Origin of the sequence: Actinobaculum sp. 352 (genome assembly GCF_003957265.1) — a bacterium.
Classification (GTDB): Bacteria; Actinomycetota; Actinomycetes; order Actinomycetales; family Actinomycetaceae; genus Asp313.
On sequence record NZ_RQSN01000002.1, the window covers coordinates 1 to 19,388 of the forward strand.

At 60.6% G+C, this 19,388-nt stretch carries 21 protein-coding genes; 3 read left to right on the forward strand and 18 right to left on the reverse strand.

Annotated features, from left to right (window positions below; all coding sequences use genetic code 11):
- The 4 genes from EKN07_RS02155 to rplM all read right to left on the reverse strand — a co-directional run.
- A partial coding sequence (locus EKN07_RS02155; RefSeq protein ID WP_126145559.1) for an alpha/beta hydrolase occupies window positions 1-1,575 on the reverse strand: 1,575 nt, incomplete at its 3' end.
- A 310-nt stretch (window positions 1,576-1,885) separates the two neighbouring features.
- Window positions 1,886-3,232 (reverse strand): phosphoglucosamine mutase, encoded by a 1,347-nt coding sequence (glmM, locus tag EKN07_RS02160; protein WP_108715259.1) that lies wholly within the window; start codon window positions 3,230-3,232, stop codon window positions 1,886-1,888.
- A gap of 160 nt (window positions 3,233-3,392) precedes the next feature.
- Window positions 3,393-3,881, reverse strand: coding sequence for a 30S ribosomal protein S9 (gene rpsI / locus EKN07_RS02165; RefSeq protein ID WP_108715258.1), 489 nt, complete (start codon window positions 3,879-3,881; stop codon window positions 3,393-3,395).
- Window positions 3,882-3,905: 24 nt separating this feature from the next.
- On the reverse strand, window positions 3,906-4,349 hold the full coding sequence (gene rplM, locus EKN07_RS02170) for a 50S ribosomal protein L13 (RefSeq protein WP_108715257.1): 444 nt from the start codon (window positions 4,347-4,349) through the stop codon (window positions 3,906-3,908).
- 544 nt (window positions 4,350-4,893) lie between these two features.
- On the opposite strand from rplM, the gene EKN07_RS02175 reads away from it, so the two are divergent.
- Together EKN07_RS02175 and EKN07_RS02180 are read left to right on the forward strand one after the other, a co-directional pair.
- The gene (locus EKN07_RS02175) at window positions 4,894-6,447 is read left to right on the forward strand and encodes an FGGY family carbohydrate kinase (RefSeq protein ID WP_108715256.1); all 1,554 of its coding nucleotides are present in this window, start codon (window positions 4,894-4,896) and stop codon (window positions 6,445-6,447) included.
- A 133-nt stretch (window positions 6,448-6,580) separates the two neighbouring features.
- Window positions 6,581-7,939 carry a sn-glycerol-1-phosphate dehydrogenase gene (locus tag EKN07_RS02180; protein WP_108715255.1) on the forward strand — a complete coding sequence of 453 codons (1,359 nt, stop codon included), beginning with the start codon at window positions 6,581-6,583 and terminating at the stop codon, window positions 7,937-7,939.
- Between the two features lie 239 nt (window positions 7,940-8,178).
- Here the strand turns inward: EKN07_RS02180 and EKN07_RS02185 are convergent, their stop codons facing one another.
- Both EKN07_RS02185 and truA read right to left on the reverse strand, forming a co-directional pair.
- Entirely contained in the window at window positions 8,179-9,468 is a 1,290-nt protein-coding gene (locus EKN07_RS02185) for an LssY C-terminal domain-containing protein (RefSeq protein ID WP_240611405.1), read from the reverse strand.
- A gap of 58 nt (window positions 9,469-9,526) precedes the next feature.
- On the reverse strand, window positions 9,527-10,408 hold the full coding sequence (gene truA / locus EKN07_RS02190; protein ID WP_108715254.1) for a tRNA pseudouridine(38-40) synthase TruA: 882 nt from the start codon (window positions 10,406-10,408) through the stop codon (window positions 9,527-9,529).
- Between truA and EKN07_RS02195 the strand changes: the two genes are divergently transcribed.
- A complete protein-coding gene (locus tag EKN07_RS02195; protein WP_126145560.1) occupies window positions 10,407-11,201 on the forward strand; it encodes an ROK family protein in 795 nt (264 codons plus the stop codon). The two genes, truA and EKN07_RS02195, sit on opposite strands and share 2 nt — an antisense overlap.
- 473 nt (window positions 11,202-11,674) lie before the next feature.
- Here the strand turns inward: EKN07_RS02195 and rplQ are convergent, their stop codons facing one another.
- The 12 genes from rplQ to rpsE form a co-directional block, all read right to left on the reverse strand.
- Window positions 11,675-12,232 (reverse strand): 50S ribosomal protein L17, encoded by a 558-nt coding sequence (gene rplQ, locus EKN07_RS02200; protein ID WP_126145561.1) that lies wholly within the window; start codon window positions 12,230-12,232, stop codon window positions 11,675-11,677.
- A 29-nt stretch (window positions 12,233-12,261) separates the two neighbouring features.
- Window positions 12,262-13,266: a DNA-directed RNA polymerase subunit alpha gene (locus EKN07_RS02205; protein ID WP_108715252.1), complete on the reverse strand. Its 1,005-nt coding sequence runs from the start codon at window positions 13,264-13,266 to the stop codon at window positions 12,262-12,264.
- Between the two features lie 178 nt (window positions 13,267-13,444).
- On the reverse strand, window positions 13,445-13,846 hold the full coding sequence (rpsK, locus tag EKN07_RS02210; protein ID WP_108715251.1) for a 30S ribosomal protein S11: 402 nt from the start codon (window positions 13,844-13,846) through the stop codon (window positions 13,445-13,447).
- Between the two features lie 33 nt (window positions 13,847-13,879).
- Window positions 13,880-14,254: a 30S ribosomal protein S13 gene (rpsM, locus tag EKN07_RS02215; RefSeq protein WP_108715250.1), complete on the reverse strand. Its 375-nt coding sequence runs from the start codon at window positions 14,252-14,254 to the stop codon at window positions 13,880-13,882.
- Window positions 14,255-14,396: 142 nt separating this feature from the next.
- On the reverse strand, window positions 14,397-14,510 hold the full coding sequence (gene rpmJ / locus EKN07_RS02220) for a 50S ribosomal protein L36 (RefSeq protein ID WP_108715249.1): 114 nt from the start codon (window positions 14,508-14,510) through the stop codon (window positions 14,397-14,399).
- A gap of 54 nt (window positions 14,511-14,564) precedes the next feature.
- A complete protein-coding gene (infA, locus tag EKN07_RS02225) occupies window positions 14,565-14,786 on the reverse strand; it encodes a translation initiation factor IF-1 (RefSeq protein WP_108715248.1) in 222 nt (73 codons plus the stop codon).
- A gap of 305 nt (window positions 14,787-15,091) precedes the next feature.
- Entirely contained in the window at window positions 15,092-15,916 is an 825-nt protein-coding gene (map, locus tag EKN07_RS02230) for a type I methionyl aminopeptidase (protein ID WP_108715247.1), read from the reverse strand.
- A gap of 18 nt (window positions 15,917-15,934) precedes the next feature.
- Window positions 15,935-16,522, reverse strand: a complete 588-nt coding sequence (locus EKN07_RS02235; protein WP_108715246.1) for an adenylate kinase — start codon at window positions 16,520-16,522, stop codon at window positions 15,935-15,937.
- A gap of 26 nt (window positions 16,523-16,548) precedes the next feature.
- Window positions 16,549-17,835, reverse strand: a complete 1,287-nt coding sequence (gene secY / locus EKN07_RS02240) for a preprotein translocase subunit SecY (protein WP_108715245.1) — start codon at window positions 17,833-17,835, stop codon at window positions 16,549-16,551.
- Window positions 17,836-18,006: 171 nt separating this feature from the next.
- Entirely contained in the window at window positions 18,007-18,480 is a 474-nt protein-coding gene (rplO, locus tag EKN07_RS02245) for a 50S ribosomal protein L15 (RefSeq protein ID WP_108715244.1), read from the reverse strand.
- The gene (rpmD, locus tag EKN07_RS02250) at window positions 18,480-18,662 is read right to left on the reverse strand and encodes a 50S ribosomal protein L30 (protein ID WP_108715243.1); all 183 of its coding nucleotides are present in this window, start codon (window positions 18,660-18,662) and stop codon (window positions 18,480-18,482) included. The genes rplO and rpmD overlap by 1 nt, the downstream gene beginning before the upstream one ends.
- A complete protein-coding gene (rpsE, locus tag EKN07_RS02255; RefSeq protein ID WP_108715242.1) occupies window positions 18,662-19,372 on the reverse strand; it encodes a 30S ribosomal protein S5 in 711 nt (236 codons plus the stop codon). Before rpsE ends, rpmD begins: the two co-directional genes overlap by 1 nt.
- Window positions 19,373-19,388 lie beyond the last annotated feature (16 nt).

Here is a 19,388-nt window from a genome sequence, read left to right on the forward strand (position 1 = left end):
GACCGAGGTCCGCCCAACATCGTAATACTCGGAATGACCCTTCGAGTCCGTATACTCCACCCCTTCCGCGCTGGTCCACTCATCCGTACCAATCCTGTTGAACTCCCGCGACGTACTCGGATCCCCACCAAACCAACCCAGATCAGCCACCGGATCACCATCACCGACATCCACGAAGGGAATCCGCGGGAACCCCTGCGCCTCGCCCACACTCACATGCCCAGGCACCATATTCACATCCTGATTCTGCCGCGTCGTAATCCCCGGAGAACCCATCACCATCACCTCATCAGCAACCGTGGACTGCCGCAACGCATACCCCGTGACCGTCGACCCATACGAATGCCCCGACGCCACCAGATACAAATCCCCCTCATGCGTCGCCTGAATCGAATCCAACAACCCCGCCAAATTCTCACCACCCTCCCTCGCACTCTTACTCAACGCCACCGAATTACTCGAGACCATCTCATCCCACTGCGGCGCGTCATACCCCAAAAACACCACCCCAGCCAACTCATCACCACGGCCCTCACGTTCCAGCTGTGTCTTTCCTTCATTCAAGACATTTTGCACGCCCTCAACACCACCGCCCCACTGACCGGAAAAGGTCACAAGACTACTACTGACCGTCGAGGTCATCCCCGGAGTATGCACCATCACCCGATCCGCCCGATCCACATCTCCAATCGCCACCACCGCACGCAAACGATCACTCGACCACACATCCAAACTCACCAGGCTATGCGTCCCGTTGTCCTCCTCGAACGCTTGCTTCAACGCCTCCAACTGGCGTTTCTTATCCTGGAGCGCCACCAGATCAGGAGCACGCTGCACCATCGGCCCCATCTCCGGAACCGTCATCGCACGGGATGCCTCCCACTCCTCCTCCGCCTTCTCCAGTTCAGCCGTGACCGCCTCGATCTCCTCATCCAAGCGATTCACGTTGGCATCACTGCGGTCATCAATCGGGATCCCATTCAAGTTGCCGATCCATTCCGGATGACTCGTAATAATCGTCTCCTGCTCCTCCCGCGACAGAGACATCCACCAATCATTAACCTCCTCAACACTCCACCCCCACTTCGGAGCAGACACACCATGCGAGAGTATCGCCGCACTCGGCGCCTCACCCGCCGCCACCAAACCACCCAACTCCGCATACACATCCTCCAACGCTCTCACAATCGCATCACCCTTACTCATACACGTCGTCGCCCGCCAATACACACCATCCGGTATCCCCGCACCACCCACATCCGGCACCTGCGCACCACCCAACTCAATCCTGATCCCCTCCGCCTCCGGTACCAACTCATCAATAGCATCCGCAATCGCATCAAAATCATTAGCTGCCTTCTCCAAAATCCGCTGCATATCCCCCATATCATCAACCAAGGCCCGCCGCGACGCCGCCTCCGCATCACCTGCCTCACCAACAAACACCTCATCATTCACAAACCCGCCCAACCCCTCGGCAACCTCCGCATACCGGCGCGCCGTCGTCTTCAAATCCGCACTCGCCTCTCGCAACGGCCCACTGCGCCACGTCGCAATCTCCGCCACCGTCGCCATAATCCCAACTCCTTCATCTCAGGCCAACCAGTGAAAACCAAACCGGCGAGCACCATTAAATCACCCCGAGACTACCCAACCATAACCCACAACACAACCCCCAGCACACAGCCACCCCAGCCACGACCGAACACCCCCGCACACCAGACAACGCCAAGCACCACACCACGCCGAGAAGTGTCGGGAATTTCAAGAAACTCCGCCCTTTCACACGACACTTCTTGAAAAACCCGACACTTCTCGCAGGCTCACCGACACTTCTCACAAGCCCACCCACGCATCCCGCAAGCTCGCTGCTAAATCCCCACATCTACAGGGAGAGATTCTTCTTCACCACTTCTGCCAGCTCGGCCGCAACACTGTCAGCCTCGGCCTGGGTCGCGGCCTCAACCATTACCCGCACCAAGGGCTCAGTGCCAGAAGCACGCAGCACCACGCGGCCGGTCTCGCCCAGCCGCTCCTCGGCGGCGGCCACGGCACCTGTAACAGCACTGTTGCTGCTGGTCGCAGTCTTATCCACATTCGGCACATTCACCAGCGTCTGCGGCAGGCGCTGCACCACGCCGGCCAACTCGGCCAACGACTTACCCGTTGCGGCAACGCGTTCAGCCACCAGCAGCGCCGTCAAAGTGCCATCGCCGGTGGTGGCATGCTCCATGTTGATCACATGCCCGGACTGCTCACCGCCAAGCACATAACCATCCGCGCGCATGGCTTCCAAAACGTACCGATCACCAACCGCCGTCTGCACCGTTTCAATACCGGCATTGCGCATCGCGAGGATCAGGCCCAGATTCGACATAACCGTGACAACCAAGGTGTCATGTGCCAGGCGTCCCTCTTCCTTCAGCCCCAGGGCCAGCATTCCTATTATCTGGTCGCCATCCACCATCTTGCCGTTGCCGTCCACCGCGAGGCAGCGGTCGGCGTCGCCGTCGAAAGCTACACCGAAGTCGGCACCGGACTCGACCACCGTGCGCTGTAACTGCTCCGGATGGGTCGAACCACAGGCGACATTAATGTTGTACCCGTCCGGGGACGCGTTGATAACAACGAGTTCCGCACCCGCCTTGCGCAGCGCCTCCGGTGCCACCGTTGATGCGGCACCATTTGCGCAGTCCACGGCGATCCGCAGTCCATTCAGTGGCGTCGAGATCGAGGCCGCCAAATGGTCCACGTAAGCAGCGTCAGCAGCTTCCACCGCGCTGGAAATACGCCCAACATCCGCGCCGACGGGATGCTCCCAGTCCTGCCCCAGGATCGCCTCGATCTGATCCTCAAGCGCGTCCTCGAGTTTGTAACCCGCACGGGCGAAGAATTTTATGCCGTTATCCGGCATTGGATTATGCGAAGCGGAGATAACAACGCCTAAATCCACGTCCCGACTGGCGGTCAGATACGCCAGCCCGGGTGTGGGCAATACTCCAACATGCTCGACGTCGACGCCGGCGCTTGCCAGGCCAGCCGCCACCGCCTGTGCCAGCATGGCCCCGCTGATGCGCGTGTCGCGTGCGATAACCGCGCGCGGGTGGCGTCCGGATTCTGTGGACTCGGTGAGCACCCGCGCCGCGGCATCTCCCAAAGAGAGGGCGAGACTGGCGGTGACCTCGCGGTTAGCGAGTCCGCGTACTCCATCGGTACCAAAAAGTCGAGGCATTACTACTCCCTTGATCAGTTCATTGGTCAGTATCGCATTAAACCGACGACGACGCCCCGCATCGGCTTCTCGGTGTGTGCGGCAGCCCGGTTCGCGCTTCGCGCTCCACTATATACACGACGAGGGGTCCCGAATCTCGGAACCCCTCGTCGTAACAATCTCATCGCTTGGAGAACTGCGAAGCCTTACGGGCCTTCTTCAGGCCGGCCTTCTTACGTTCAACCGCGCGAGCATCGCGCGTCAGGAACCCGGCCTTCTTCAGAGCCGGACGATTGGCCTCCCGGTCAATCTCGTTGAGTGCACGGGCAATGCCGAGGCGCAGGGCGCCCGCCTGTCCAGAGACGCCGCCGCCGTTGATACGGGCAACGACGTCAAAACGACCTTCGAGGTCCAGCAGGGTGAACGGCGAACGCACTAGCTGCTGATGCAGCTTGTTGGGGAAATAATCCTCCAGAGTACGGCCGTTGATCTTCCACTCGCCGGTTCCAGGAAGAAGACGGACACGGGCAACCGCCTCCTTACGGCGGCCGACTGCCTGGCCCGGAGCGGTCAGGGAGGAACCCTGACCAACGCGTGGAGCTTCACTCTCCGTGGTGTAAGAGCCGGTGAATTCTTCGTCCAGCTCAGTATCAACTGTGGTCTCAGCCATTTACTTACATCCTGTTTCCGGTTATCACTGAGCGATCTTCTTCAGCTCATAGGTTTCGGGCTGCTGAGCGGTATGCGGATGCTCAGCGCCGGCGTAAACCTTGAGCTTCTTTAGCTGCTTACGAGCCAGCTTATTTTTCGGGAGCATTCCCGCAACGGCTTTTTCGACGGCGCGCTCAGGCTTGGTTGCAAGCAGCTCCGTGTAACTGGTGGCCTTCAGACCACCCGGGTAACCGGAGTGATGGTAGGCCATCTTCTGCTCCCGCTTGCTGCCGGTCAGTTCGACCTTGCCAGCGTTGACGACGATCACATAGTCGCCAGTGTCAGCGTTAGGGGCAAAGTTCGGCTTGTGCTTCCCACGGAGCAGGGTGGCAACTTGAGCTGCCAATCGGCCAAGGACGACGCCGTCGGCATCAATAAGATACCACTTCGGTTCGACGTCGCCGGGCTTCGGTGTATACGTGCGCACGGGCGTAGCCTTCGTTTCTCGTATCGGGGACCGCGGTAAGAGGACACGACCCCCAAAGGGTAGGTAACTTACTGTCGGATGCGGCACGGCGAGTGGGAAGAACACCGTGCAAACAGCACACACAACATCAACTAAGAATACTGGCCGGATTTGGCGCGGTCAAAAGGAAGAGCCCGCTGTGAGCGACGGCACTGCGTCGGCGGACGGTGCACCCGCTCCCGCACTCCATCACGTACTACCGTCCACACCTACCAGCCGGTGATCATTCCATCGCACTCCCCGGCCCGACGACTCTCTCCGACCTTCTCGCCAGAAGATGATTCCGCCGCACCCTATTCCGACAGGCCCCGCACGACGACGGCCAGCGGCCGCCGAGATACGGATGTCAAACCGGCGTCGTCGGCGCAACTCCAAGAGAGGCGCAATTCCAAGAGATATGCCAGCCATCGCCCAGTGGAATCGGCTTCCCCGAAATCCCGCGGGCAGCCCGGGCAGATGCTAGCGTTGTCTATGATTGCCGTAGATCTCCAAAGGAGGAAGATCCATGCCACAGGCATATATGGGTATCGACTTGGGCACGGGCGGATGCCGAGTTGGTTTGTTTGATGCCGAGGGTCATCCCCTCGCCTTTCACGACACAAATGTTACGTCCTACTACCCGTATCAAAGCTGGGTGGAGCAGGATACCGACGAATGGTGGGATGCACTGGTCACCTCCGTCCACAAGGTGCTCGAAAAATCCGGCGTTGACCCGGCCGACATTGCCGGAATCGGCTATGATGCCACCTCCGCAACGCTTATCGCCGTCGGCGAGGACGACACTCCCCTACGTCGCGCGATCATGTGGTCCGACGTGCGCGCCGAAAACCAGGCAGCCCGCGCATCCGACATTAGCCATTGGGCACGCCTCTACAACGCAGGCGGCGAGGATCCGGCCTCGGCTGAATGGTTCATTTACAAAGCACTGTGGGTCAAGGAGAACGAACCGGATATCTGGGCGCGTACCAAATGGGTTCTGGACGCACCGGACTGGATCGGTTTCAGCCTTACGGGCCGCGCCTGCGTAAATCTCACCAGTGCATCCCTGAAGATGTACCACAACAATGACCATGGCGGGTTCCCGGTCGACTTCTACGCCCAACTTGGCCTCGACGACCTAATGGATAAGATGCCGAACGATCTCAAGGTGATGGGTGATCACCTCGGCGAACTCACACCAAAAGCCGCCGAGCAACTCGGCCTCGTCGCTGGGACTCCCGTGGCTGCAGGGGGCATCGATGCCGAGGCGGGCATGATCGGCATGGCCGTCCTCAACCCGGGCCAAATGGCGCTTATCACCGGATCCAGCAACTGCCTGCTCGCCCAGTCGGCACAAACGATGCATGGTCCGGGCCTCTTCGGCGCGCACACGGATGCCCTTGTGCCGGGCCAGTACACGCTCGAAGCCTCGCAAGTATCCACCGGCTCCATTATCCGTTGGTTTCTGCAGACCTTCTGCGCCGATCTAGCCGAAGCACATAAGAACGGCGGTCCTTCCCCTTATGAGATCCTCAACGAGGCCAGCAAGGATATCGGCCCCGGATCGGACGGTGTGCTTGTCACGGACTACTTCCAGGGCAACCGAAGCCCCTATACGGACGCGCGCGCCCGCGGCACCATCACCGGCCTGAGCCTGAACCACAGCCGAGAGCACATTTACCACGCGATCCAGGAGGCCACCTGCTACGGCTTGGAAATGAACCTACGTACTCTGCGCTCACTCGGCTACAACCCGGAAGTCATTGTGGCATGTGGTGGAGCATTGAATAGCCCCTCCTGGCTACAAATGCATGCCGATATTACGGGACTGCGCATCAAAATAACCGAAGTGCAGGACGGCCCCACCCTTGGTTCGGCCATGATGGCGGCCGTTGCGGCAGGTCGGTACAAGGACCTACACGAAGCGGCTGCGGCGATGGTTCACGAGAAGACCACAATCGTGCCAGACCCGGCACGCTACGAGGAGTATCGCTTCTGGGTCGACCAGTATGCGGAACTCTACCCGGCACTCTTCGAGCTCCATCACGCCTCTTTCGACCATCGAACAAACAAAGGTTGAGACAACCGCAAGGTGCAGGGATCTGCGCGATGGCCTTCTCCGATATTGCCAATCGATCTGCGCGGTATCCGGCATGCATATGAGTCGGTGTCACAAGGAATACAGTTCTCAACCACGGAGAATAAGGAAAGAAATGACTGCAGAAGAGGACATCACCGCACAAGGGCTCGCCCAGGCCGAAAGCACCAAGGCTATTGAGGTCGGACGCGGCGTCATCACAAAGTCTGGAGAGATCATCGCCCAGATGCTGCGCAGCGTCGGGAATCGCCCGGTCATGTTGGTCGCCGACGAGAATACCTGGCAGGCTGCGGGAGCGACCATCCAGGGTTATCTGGAGGCGGAGGATGGCGTTACCGCCATCGACCCAATGATTTTCCCCGGCAGGCCAACCCTCTATGCCTCCTACGATCACTGTGTGGAGATTAAAGAACGTTTGACAGCGGGCGGAGCTCTTGGAATCGCCATCGGCTCCGGCACACTCAACGATCTCACAAAGCTGGCCTCCGGGGAACTTGACCAACCTTACGCCGTCGTCGCAACAGCTGCCTCCATGGACGGCTACACCGGCTTCGGCGCCCCTATGACGCGCGACGGTTTGAAGATCACCATGCCCTGCCCGGCTCCTCATACAGTGATCTTTGATCTGGACGTCGCCGCTGGCGCCCCGCGTCCCATGGCAGCGTCAGGTTATGGCGATCTCTCGGCGAAGATTCCCGCCGGGGCGGACTGGATGTACGCCGACGCCGTCGGTGTCGATCCCATTCACCCGCTGGCATGGAAACTGGTCCAAGGAGGCGTGCGCGAAGCCCTGTCACGGCCGACCGAACTCGCCGCTGGCGTACCCGAGGCCTACGAGGGTCTATGTTCCGGTCTAGTCATGTCCGGCTTAGCCATGCAGGTGGCGCGTGGCACTCGGCCCGCCTCGGGTGCCGAGCACTATTTCAGTCACCTGTGGGAGCTGAACCATTTGGGCGCCGAGCTCGACCCGCCCCTGAGCCACGGCTTCAAGGTGGTGATCGGGACGCTCGCTATGACGGCTTTCCACGAGCGTTTCCTGCTGCGGGATATTTCCGCACTCGATATCGACGCCGTGGTGGCCGCCTGGCCGTCCTGGGGCGCCATTGAGGCCGATATTCGCAACACAATGTCCGGGCCGTTGATCGACAAGGGGATCAACGAGACCCGTGAGAAGTACGTTGATGCGGATGGGCTACGCACGCGGGTCGAGAAACTGCGCGCCGCTTGGCCCACACTGCGGGAGCGACTCTCCGGGCAACTCATGCCCGTTAAGGAGCTGCAGCGGATGCTGGCCGAGGCCGGTGCGCCGTCGCGTCCGGAAGACATCGGCTTGACCGCCGACGATGTGCGCGAGACCTTCCCCCGCGCCATGTACTACCGGTCACGTTACACGGTTCTCGACGTCGCGCGGGAGATCGGACTCTTTGAAGAGATCAAAGAGGAGGTCTTCGCACCGGGCCTGCTTTGGAACTAACTGCAGTGCAAATGAACTGTTGCTAGTGGCACGCCGCAGGTACCTGGGAACCGGCGCGAGCCCTCGCAGCGTTCCTCTGGAGCGGGTGCGTCTGGATCGGGCCCGCTCCAGACGGACCGGTGGCACGAATCGTATGGCGACGTGGGCTAGCCGCCTGGTCAGCGGGTCGTTCTTTAGCCAATCAGCGGCACGTGCCGCGCCCATTCAACGGTTTGCTCCAGACGTCATGCACATACGTCTCACGACTGCGGAAGCCGGACGCGCGGGTCGGTGCGACCTTCATTAACCCAGGCGCGCACCGGATTCGCCGTGACGGCCAGAACGACGAGCACCGCGAGCGCCGCTTGGAAAATACCACTGGCTTCGTCGGGGAAACACAGTGTTCCAAAGGCAGCAAGAGTTTCGATTGCCATGAAGGCGACCCAGGCCCAACGCCTGTGCCGGACCGCCTGGATCCACGTCAGCAGTATCAACGACTGCACAACAAGGCGTGTTCCGGTCAAAGCATCCGGACCTTGCAACACATCGCCACAGGCTGCGACAACAGACATAATGCTCAGCAATCCCGCCCCGAGCAGGGGCAGAGGCGGCAGGCGGTGCGCGCGCTCGCTCTGCTCCCCGCCGTCTGCGGTGGAGAGTCGCAACCGCGGCGCGGCACCCGCGACATCAAGAACAGGAAGATCACCGTCTGTATGTACCTCGTCTCCGCCGCCGTTGCGGGAGTGGTACGAGGTGGAGAATTGGTCAATCACCCGCACGCTTGACTGAGGATCCGCGTAGCGAACCGTATTGATGATGTAGTCACGTTCGATGTCAATGTTCGCATCGATCTTGTGTGTGACCTGCCCGGTAAAAGCGGATAGGCCGACCGAGCGGTCATAGGTTCCCGCAGCGAGCCACTGCACTCTTTCACCGCCGGGCAAACGCCAGCCGTCTGGCGTGCGCCAGAATCGCACATGATGACGTTGCGAAGCGTTCCCATCGACTTCCTGTTGGTAGGCAAAAGCATGGCGCCGCCCAAAAAGATACAAATTGGAGACCGGGGCCGCCGGATAAGAACGACGCCCGAGAGCCGAAACGATCATCCCCCACGAAGAACGCAGAGTTATCTCATCGGCAAGCGTCCATCCCGCCGCCTGCATCGCAGCGTGGATATCTTCCTCGCTGCCCTCCAATGCGAGGTTCACCGGGTCACCCAGCAACCCGTCACCTGTACGGGTCCGTCCGATGAAGTAATCCGGCACATAAATCAGTGTGAACAACTGGTGCAAGCGTGGAAGGGCAAGGTATGTCAACAGCGCCCAGAATAGCAGCAAGTACACAATCCATAGCGGTTCCCCGGGTAAAGCGCGCATCAACAGCAGTCCCGCTAACCAAAACGCTAAGATCAATCCGAAAACGACGAACACTCCGGCAACCGCCTCGTAGAGGCGCGGCCCGCGTCGACCGGATACTTTCTGCACCTCGCTCGTATACCGCGGCTTTTCCGGCGGAACGGGGTAGCGTTCAATTACCTTTCCTGAGTCCACTCGTACCTCTTTCGCAACGTGATCTGCCTCCACATTTACCCATGATGGACCAGTTCTGCTAACAACCACAATTCCGGACCGCCCGCGTAACCTGGGCCCGCGACGCCAATTGCGCATCATCAGGATAATTGACGCGCTCCAAGGTGAGGGGATGGGCAGGTGCCACCACAACCTCGCCGTCGCGTCTGCGCGCCGCCAACCGCTCCGCAGGCCATTCTTCGGGTCTCTTTCCATTTCCGACCCGCAACAGAGTCCCCACCAATGTGCGAACCATGGAATGGCAGAATGCGTCGGCACGGACGGTGAATTGCACTAGTTCGCCACGCCGTGCAATCTCGAGCAGCTGCAACTCGCGCACCGTCGTCGCCCCCTCGCGCGGCTTGCAGTAGGAAAGAAAGTCATGTTCCCCGAGCAACGGGATCGCTGCCCGCTGCATTGCCTGCACATCCAGTCTTTCCGGCAACCAGAGAACGGTGCTGCGGCGCAGTGGGTCGTAACCGCCAACGGAATCGGCTACCTGATAACTGTAGGTGCGAGCAAGCGCGGAGAAGCGCGCATCGAATCCCGCGGGTGCAAGCGATACCGCGCGAACAAGAAGGTCTGACGATCCCCGCGGACCGCCAACACTTGCGCGCAGCAACACGCCTGTCAGCCGCGCCCGCAAGGCCTCCGTCGGCTCCCGCTTGCTACGGCCGGAAAGGCCCGCGAAGGCGGCCGCTGGAACATCGACGTGCGCTACCTGACCACGTGCATGGACACCGGCATCAGTACGCCCGGCAACGGTGAGCTGCACCTCATGACGCAAGACGGTGGTCAAGGCCTCCGCCAGCGTTCCTTCCACGGTTCGTAATCCGGGCTGTGCCGCCCAACCGTGAAAACCCGCACCGTCGTACGCCAGATCGAGACGCAGCCGCACAGTTTGCGATACCGTCGAAGTCATGAGTGAAGTCTCCCATACCCCGCTGGGTCCACCCAAGCCGCGCACGCTCGCCGTCGACTGCGGCGGCGGCGGAATCAAGAGCTGCATCTTGGACCCAGGAGGCTTTCAAATCGGCCCGCCGCAACGAACCGCCCTGCGTTATCCCCTCTCTCCCGAGGACCTTCTCGGCATCGTTGCGGACCATGCGCACTCTCTTGGTGAATTCGACCGCATCACCCTGGGTATGCCGGGCATGATCCGCCATGGGATCGTAATCTACACGCCGCACTACATTCGGCGCTCCGGACCGCATACGAAGATTGTTCCGGAGCTGGCGGAGGCATGGGACCACCTCGACATGGCCGCGGTATTGCAGGAACGGTTCGCCGTACCCGCGTTAGTGTTGAACGACGCCGAAGTCGCTGCCGCCGGTGTGGTCTCGGGCCGAGGCTCCGAGCTCGTCATCACACTGGGAACCGGATTGGGTTCCGCGCTTGTCGACGACGGCCAGCTGGCGCCGCATCTCGAATTGTCGCACGCTCCTATGCGGTGGGGCTTGACCTACGATGACGTGATCGGTGAGGCGGAGCGTATCCGGCTTGGCGATTCCGCCTGGTCCCGCCGAGTGCTGCGTGCCCTTGAGTATCTGTGGCCCGTCTTCCGCTGGGACCGACTCTATTTGGGAGGTGGCAATAGCGCGCGAATTTCGCCGACCGTGCGCGCCCGGCTAGGCGACAACGTCAGTTTTATTCCCAATGCTGCCGGAATGAACGGTGGCGTGCGCGCTTGGTCGCTCGCCCGCCCGCACCGCTAACAGGCCGGAGCGCAGTGCGCCACATGCATGCTAGGTGCCGCGGGGCAACTCCCACCCCCGACCCGAACCCATGATGCACCTACCCGCAACCCGGGCCATAGCACGCTACCCGAAGTCTCCGGGTTTCCCCAGTTCTCCGCGAATAACCCGGAGAGTCTACAAGCACACGATGTACTGGGTGTCAGCAGCCACCCCAACACGCCCAACCTAGACACACAAACCGGCCTCTAAGCCCCGAAGGCCCCACCCGATGCCCAGCCGGAGACAACGCCCATCTCGGCCACAACGCCCGAGCGGCAGACGCCTGATCAGCAACGACGCCGAGGCGCAGAGAAGACAACACGAAACCGGGGCCAAGCCGCGCATCTCGGCCACGCCGCGCAGTCGGGAACAACGCCCAGTCTGAAATGACACCCAGGCGTAAACAACGAGGGGGCACCCGACAGAGTGCCCCCTCACCGTATAAGAATCGTTTACTTCTCGGCGTCGTCGGTTGCCTCGGCATCGTCGGTAGCCTCGGCATCATCTGCCAACTCTGCCGACTCGGAACTCTCGGCGGACTCCGCAGACTCTGCGGATACGGACTCCTCCACTTCCTCCGCGGATTCTTCAGCCGCAGCAGCCTTGGCCGCGGCCTTCTCAGCCTCCTGCACAACGGCCTGCTTCGGCGAAACCTTCTCGGTCACCAGAGAAATGACGGCCATCGGGGCGTTGTCACCCTTGCGATTACCGATCTTGGTGATGCGGGTGTACCCACCGTCACGCTCGGCGAAAAGCGGAGCCAACTCCTCGAAGAGGATGTAGGCCAGTTCGCGATCTCCAAGCACCTTCAGTGCCTGACGGCGGTTGGCCGTATCGCCACGCTTCGCCTTCGTAATGAGCTTCTCCATATGCGGCTGCACGGCCTTGGCGCGCGCCTGCGTCGTCCGCACCGACTTGTTGCGGATGAGGTCCTTACACAGGTTGGCGATGATGTGCCGCTGGTGGGCGGCAGAGCCACCGAGACGCGGGCCTTTCGTAGGCTTGGGCATAGTACTTGTCTCCTATAATGCTGCGGGCCTCAGGCCTGCAGGTCGTCGCTGAACTGCATGGTATAGCTCTCCTCGCCATAACCCGCGAGGAAGCCTGCCGGGGAATCCTTAAGACGCAGGTCGAGCTTCGCCAGTTCATCCTTAACGTCCTCAATGGACTTCGCGCCGAAGTTGCGAATGTCCAGGAGGTCGGCCTCGGAACGCTGCACGAGCTCGCCAATGGTATGGATGCCCTCGCGCTGCAGGCAGTTCTGCGAGCGGGCCGGCAGATTCAAAATGGTGATCGGGCGCTGCAGGTCGGAAGACTGCGTCTCCACAACCGGCGCCGGGCCGACTTCAATTCCTTCGGCCTCCGTGTTCAGATCAACCAGCAGTCCGAACAGTTCCACCAGCGTCTTCCCGGCCGAGGCTAGCGCGTCACGCGGCGTCGTGGACTGCTTGACCTCAACATCAACAATAAGCTTGTCGAAGTCGGTACGCTGTTCCACACGGGTGGCCTCAACCTTGTACGACACCTTCAGAACCGGGGAATAGATAGAGTCGATCGGAATACGCCCGATCTCGTCGTCGGCTCCCTTGTTCTGTGCGGCGGAAACATAGCCGCGACCGCGCTCGACGGTCAGGTCAACCTCGATCTTGCCCTTCTCATTGAGCGTGGCGATATGAAGATCAGGGTTGTGGATCTCAACGCCTGCGGGCGGCGTAATGTCGGCGGCGGTAACCTCGCAGGGTCCCTGTTTGCGCAGGTACATCAGCACCGGCTCGTCGTTCTCGGAGGAGACGACCAGCTCCTTCAAATTGAGGATAATCTCCGCGACATCTTCTTTTACTCCGGCGATGGTGGAGAACTCATGGAGCACGCCGTCGATACGAATGGAAGTGACTGCTGCACCCGGAATAGAAGACAACAGTGTGCGCCGCATGGAGTTACCCAGGGTGTATCCGAACCCCGGCTCGAGGGGTTCGAGTGTAAACCGCGAGCGATACTCGGAGACCTGTTCCTCTGTGAGGACAGGACGCTGTGTGATCAGCACGATTCTTTCCTTTCAGCGGACACCCGCTATTTGATGTCCGCGTTACTCGTACGGCTCTCGGTCCAGCCGTACGACATGGCCCCACAACGGGCCCAAGTCGATTGTGACCAGCGGCTTCGCGCCGGTTCCGCCGCAGTCACGGCAGGGAACGCGGCGATTGATAAGCCGCAGCACACCGCTACACGCGGCGACGCTTAGGAGGACGGCACCCGTTATGCGCCTGCGGTGTCACATCAGAAATCGACGTAACCTCGAGGCCGGATGCGGTCAGCGACCGAATGGCGGTTTCACGGCCCGATCCCGGACCCTTCACAAAGACATCGACCTTCTTCATGCCCTGGTCCATCGCTTGCCGGGCAGCGTTCTCGGCCGCGAGCTGAGCCGCATACGGCGTCGACTTACGCGATCCCTTGAAACCAACCTGCCCCGAGGAGCAAGATGCAATAACTGCGCCAGTGGGGTCAGTAATCGACACAATGGTGTTGTTGAAGGTGGACTTTATGTGGGCCTGGCCCACTGCAATATTCCGGCGGTCCTTACGGCGGGGCCGACGGGTGCCGGAGGCAGACTGACGTGGCATAATCTACTTTCTCTCTCGAACTAACGACGAGGCTTACTTAGCCTTCTTCTTTCCGGCAACGGTACGCTTCGGCCCCTTGCGGGTACGCGCGTTGGTCTTGGTGCGCTGGCCGCGAACCGGCAGGCCACGCCGATGGCGTAGACCCTGGTAGCAGCCGATCTCGATCTTGCGGCGAATGTCCGCCTGGACCTCACGGCGCAGATCACCCTCAACCTTGTAGTTTTCGTCGATATGGTTCTTGAGTTTGACCAGATCGTCCTCGGTAAGGTCCTTGACGCGAGTATCCGGGTTCACACCGGTCGCAGCCAAGGCCTCAGCCGCCCGTGTCCGGCCAATGCCGTAGATATAGGTGAGCGCGATCTCGACCCTCTTTTCGCGAGGGAGATCAACACCTGAGAGACGTGCCAATTTCTTAGCTCCTGTTGATAGTTCCGAAGGTATGATGCATCGCCATCCCTGCGGGTCTCACCGCAGGCCCCGGCCTTCGGTCCGGAGGTTGCCAATCGGCTGGTGATGCGCTTTCTTGCGGGCTCTGCCCGCTACGCCGAGCTTAACCCTGACGCTGCTTGTGCCGCGGGTTCTCGCAGATCACCATGACACGACCGTGCCGGCGAATTACCTTGCACTTGTCACAGATCCTCTTAACGCTGGGCTTGACCTTCATTGTCGTTCTTCCTTGCCGTCCGGCTGCCGCCTGACGGCGATAGCACAGTAGGGCTCACTTATAGCGGTAGACGATTCGCCCACGATTCAGGTCGTATGGAGTAAGCTCCACAACCACCCGATCCTCGGGCAGAATCTTGATGTAATGCTGCCGCATCTTGCCAGAAATATGGGCCAGCACAACATGCCCGTTCTCTAGCTCGACACGGAACATCGCGTTGGGGAGGGTTTCAACCACCGTTCCCTCAACCTCGATGACGCCATCCTTCTTCGCCATATCCCTCGCTAACACTCTCTACGATCCCCCACCGGATTGCGGGAAACCGCATACGTGCACCCCTTGGGCACAACGTACCGAGTGTTAATCCTACTCGGGTATTGTTCAGCGTGAAAGCCAGATTCCGGTGCACTGGGTCACGTAGAGGCCGCCGCGGCACTTGCGCCGACGTTTTTCACTCATGCCCATCGGCGTAGCAGGCACCTGCAACCGCACGCAGCAAACGGGCGAACCGGTACCTTCCGTGTTCATCCAGGCGCGTTACCCTCTCAGCCGGTACACACGAGTGCTCACGCACTCACTGCTCAGTCCAAAGGAACGGGGCGGATTCCAAAAGGCGCCAGACCCGCCGCTCCCCCGTCCGGCGCCGAGAGCACCCAGATTCCACCGGAGTGCAGCGCGACCTCGTGCTCCACATGTGCGGCGTCAGAGCCATCCACCGTCACCACGGTCCAGTCGTCATCGAGCACCATATTCTCCTGGCTACCCGCAGTCAGCATGGGCTCGATGCACAGCACCATCCCCGGGCGCAACCGCGGTCCACGCGTGCGTGTCCGATAGTTCGGCACGTCCGGCGCCTGATGCATCGCCGTTCCAATGCCGTGGCCAACATAGTCTTCGACTATATTCGGCCCGTCGGGCAGCCCAGAGATGTAATCGTCAATAGCGCGGCCGATGTCACCAACGTGTTTGCCGGCCGCCATAGCCGCTATTCCCCGCCACATCGCCTCTTCCGTAATGTCGGCGAGGCGCTGCCGCCTGGCGCGAATAGCCGGATCGCCCCCGGAAAGAACCACGGTGAAGGCAGAGTCGCCGTGCCATCCATCGAGCACCGCACCGCAGTCGAAGGAGACGATATCACCGGGAGCCAGCACTCGATCACCCGGAATGCCATGCACAATTTCCTCGTTGACCGAGATACATGCCTGCCCGGGATAGTCGTAGTATCCGTAGAAGTTAGAACGCGCACCGGCCCTCTGCAGCACTCGCAGGGTCAGGCTATCCAACTCGCCCGTGGTCATTCCCGGCTGAACTGCCTCCCGCAGTGCGGCGTGAATCTCCGCGACCACCAATGCCGCTGTACGGATCGACCGGATCTCGGCGTCAGTCTTGTACTCGATATGCTCCAAGACTAGTGCATCCCGCTCTCAGGCTCGCTTCTCGAGATAGGCATCGAGTGCAACGGCTATTCGAGCCGCAACCTCATCAATCGTGCCAATACCATCCACCTGTACCAGGAGGCCGCGCTCCCGGTACACCGATACGACAGGCTCCGTTGTTTCGTGGTACAGCGCTATCCGATGCCGAATAACCGCTTCCGTATCGTCCTTACGGCCCTGTTCGCTTGCCCGACCGAGTAATCGTTGGACGACGACGTCGTCGTCAGCCGTAAGTTCCACCACGGCATCCAGGGCGACATCGCCACTTCGCAGAATACGGTCTAATGAACCCACCTGAGCCGCATTGCGTGGATAACCGTCGAGAAGGAAGCCGACTGCCGCATCTTCTTGCGCCAAACGCTCCTCAACCATGCGGTCCGTGACCTCATCGGGCACCAGCTCGCCGCGTGCCGAATAGGACTCCGCGAGGCGCCCGAGTTCGTCCTGCGCCTGCGCATGAGCTCGGAAAATCGCGCCAGTAGAGATAGCGGGAATACCAAACCGAGCGCACAAAAGTTCCGCCTGGGTACCCTTGCCGGCACCGGGTGGTCCAACGAGAATGAGACGAACAGCCATAAAGCCTCCTCGTTCCTTCGGGCCGCCTACCTGAGGAAGCCCTCGTAATGACGCTGTTGCAGCTGAGCATCGATATCCTTTACCGTCTGCAGACCGACGCCCACAAGGATCATGATAGAAGTTCCACCGAAGCCTGCCTGTGGAATGCCCATGCGTGCAAACATCACGGTAGGAATAAGAGCAACGATCGCCAGATAGGTCGCTCCGACCCAAGTGATACGCGTAGAGACATACCGCAGGTACTCAGCCGTGGGTCGTCCGGCGCGAATACCCGGGATGAAGCCGCCGTAGCGCTTCATATTGTCCGCCACCTCCTCGGTATTAAACGTGATGGAGGTGTAGAAGAAGGTGAAGGCGAAGATCAGCACCGCATAGGTGAGCATGTACACCCAGGACTGCGAGTTGAAGTAGCGCATGATGAACTGCACCCAGCCCGAGGTCTGGCTACCGAACTGCGCAATCATCTGCGGCAGCATCAAGATGGAGGATGCGAAGATCACGGGGATCACGTTCGCCATATTCACCTTGATCGGCAGATAGGTGGTAGAGCCTCCGTAGGTACGCCGTCCCACCACACGCTTTGCGTACTGCACCGGAATACGCCGCTGGCACTGTTCCACGAAGGTGACGACTGCGGTAATAGCGAGGAACACGGCTACTATCAGGATGGCACCAGCCCAACCCGAATTGGACCGGACCACATTGACAATCATGGTCGGGAAGTTCGCGCAGATTCCGGTGAAGATCAGGATCGACATGCCGTTGCCGACGCCACGCTCGGTGACGAGTTCCGCCAGCCACATAATCAGGCCGGTACCAGCGGTCATCGTCAGGATCGCCATGGAAATCTTCAATGGAGTGGCATCCGGAATCGGCTCCACCGTGCAGGAGGTGAATAGCTGTGTATTGGCCACCGAAATAACCACGGCACTCTGCAACACCCCGAGTCCGATGGTCAGGTAGCGGGTGTACTCAGTGAGCTTTGCTGTTCCGGCCTGCCCCTCTTTGTGCAACTCCTCGAACCGCGGAATCGCGACGCGGAGAAGCTGGATGATAATCGACGCCGTAATGTAGGGCATGATGCCCAGCGAGAAGACGGACAACTGCATCATCGCCCCACCCGAGAACAGGTTGAGCATCGAAAGAAAATCGCCCGTGCCGCTCTCAACCATGCACTCGCGTACGTTCCGAATCGAAACGAACGGGGCGGGAATGAAGGTGCCCAATCGATAGAGCACCATGATCCCCATGGTGAAAAGCAGCTTGCGCCGCAGGTCGGGAGTACGGAACGCTGCCGCTAGCGCCTTAACCAAGGTTCCTCCAGTTGGTGCGGAGCACCCCTCCGCGTTTCATGCTTCTTGGACTACGGGAGGTCGGAACCTCACCGCCGCCGGGTCCACTATACCCGCCTATTGGCCCACATTGGAATTAGCAATGTAGATAAACACCTGCCCCCACCGTTATGTGGGGGCAGATGTCTCAGATCAGCGTGTCGCCAGCGATCCGCCAGCCGCCTCAATCTTCGTCTTTGCCGACGCCGACCAGGCGTCAACCGTAACATCGAGCTTGACCGAGATATCGCCTGCGCCAAGCACCTTGACCAGGGAATTGTCGCGTACTGCACCCTTGGCAACGAGGTCGTCAACGGTAACCGTGCCGCCCTGCGGGAAAAGTTCCGCCAGCGCACCGACGTTAACAACCTGGTACTCAACACGGAACGGGTTCTTGAAACCACGCAGCTTCGGTAGCCGCATATGAATCGGCATCTGCCCGCCCTCGAAGCGAGCAGGAACCTGGTTGCGCGCCTTCGTTCCCTTGGTACCACGACCGGCCGTCTTACCCTTCGAACCTTCACCACGACCGACACGGGTCTTCGGCTTGTTCGAACCGGGGGCGGGACGCAAATGGTGAACCTTCAGGACGTGGGTGCGCCCGCTGGTCTCTTCGTTGTCCGCCATCAGTCAACCTCCTCCACGGTAACCAGGTGAGCGACTGTACGAATCGCGCCGCGCACCTCAGGGCGGTCCTCACGGACGACGGACTGGCCGATGCGGCGTAGTCCCAACGTCCGAAGCGTTGCCGCCTGATTCTTTTTTCCACCCACGGTGGACTTCTTCTGAGTGATCTTCAGCCGTGCCATTATGCACCAACTCCCGCAGCTGCCGCCTCGTTCTCAGCGCGGGCAGCCTCCGCTTGCTTCTCCGCGCGATCCTTGGCATCCGCCTCGGCGCGAGCGCGCAGCATCGACTCGGGAGCAACGCGCTCCAGCGGGAGTCCGCGACGAGCCGCCACCGATTCCGGCTGCTCGAGCGAGCGCAGCGCCGCGACCGTGGCATGCACGATGTTGATCGCGTTCGATGAGCCGAGCGACTTGCTCAGCACGTCATGAATTCCCGCGCACTCCATAATGGCGCGCACCGGTCCACCGGCAATAACGCCGGTTCCGGGTGCAGCCGGGCGAAGCAGGACCACGCCGGCGGCATCCTCACCCTGCACCAGGTGCGGGATGGTGGAACCGATACGCGGCACCTTGAAGAACTTCTTCTTGGCCTCTTCCGTGCCCTTGGCAATCGCCGCCGGAACTTCCTTAGCCTTGCCGTAACCGACACCCACGGTGCCATTGCCATCGCCGACCACCACAAGAGCGGTGAACGACATGCGACGTCCGCCCTTGACAGTCTTGGCGACGCGGTTGATGGTCACGACACGCTCAATGTAAGCGTTCTTGTCATCCGAACGACGGTCACGGCGCTCGCCGCGCCGCGAGTCACGGCGTCCGCCGCGCTCGCGACCGCCGTCGTTCAGGTCTGGGCCGTTAGAGGCGGCCCGGTCTCGCTGCTGTGCAGCCATCAGTACATCCTCTGTT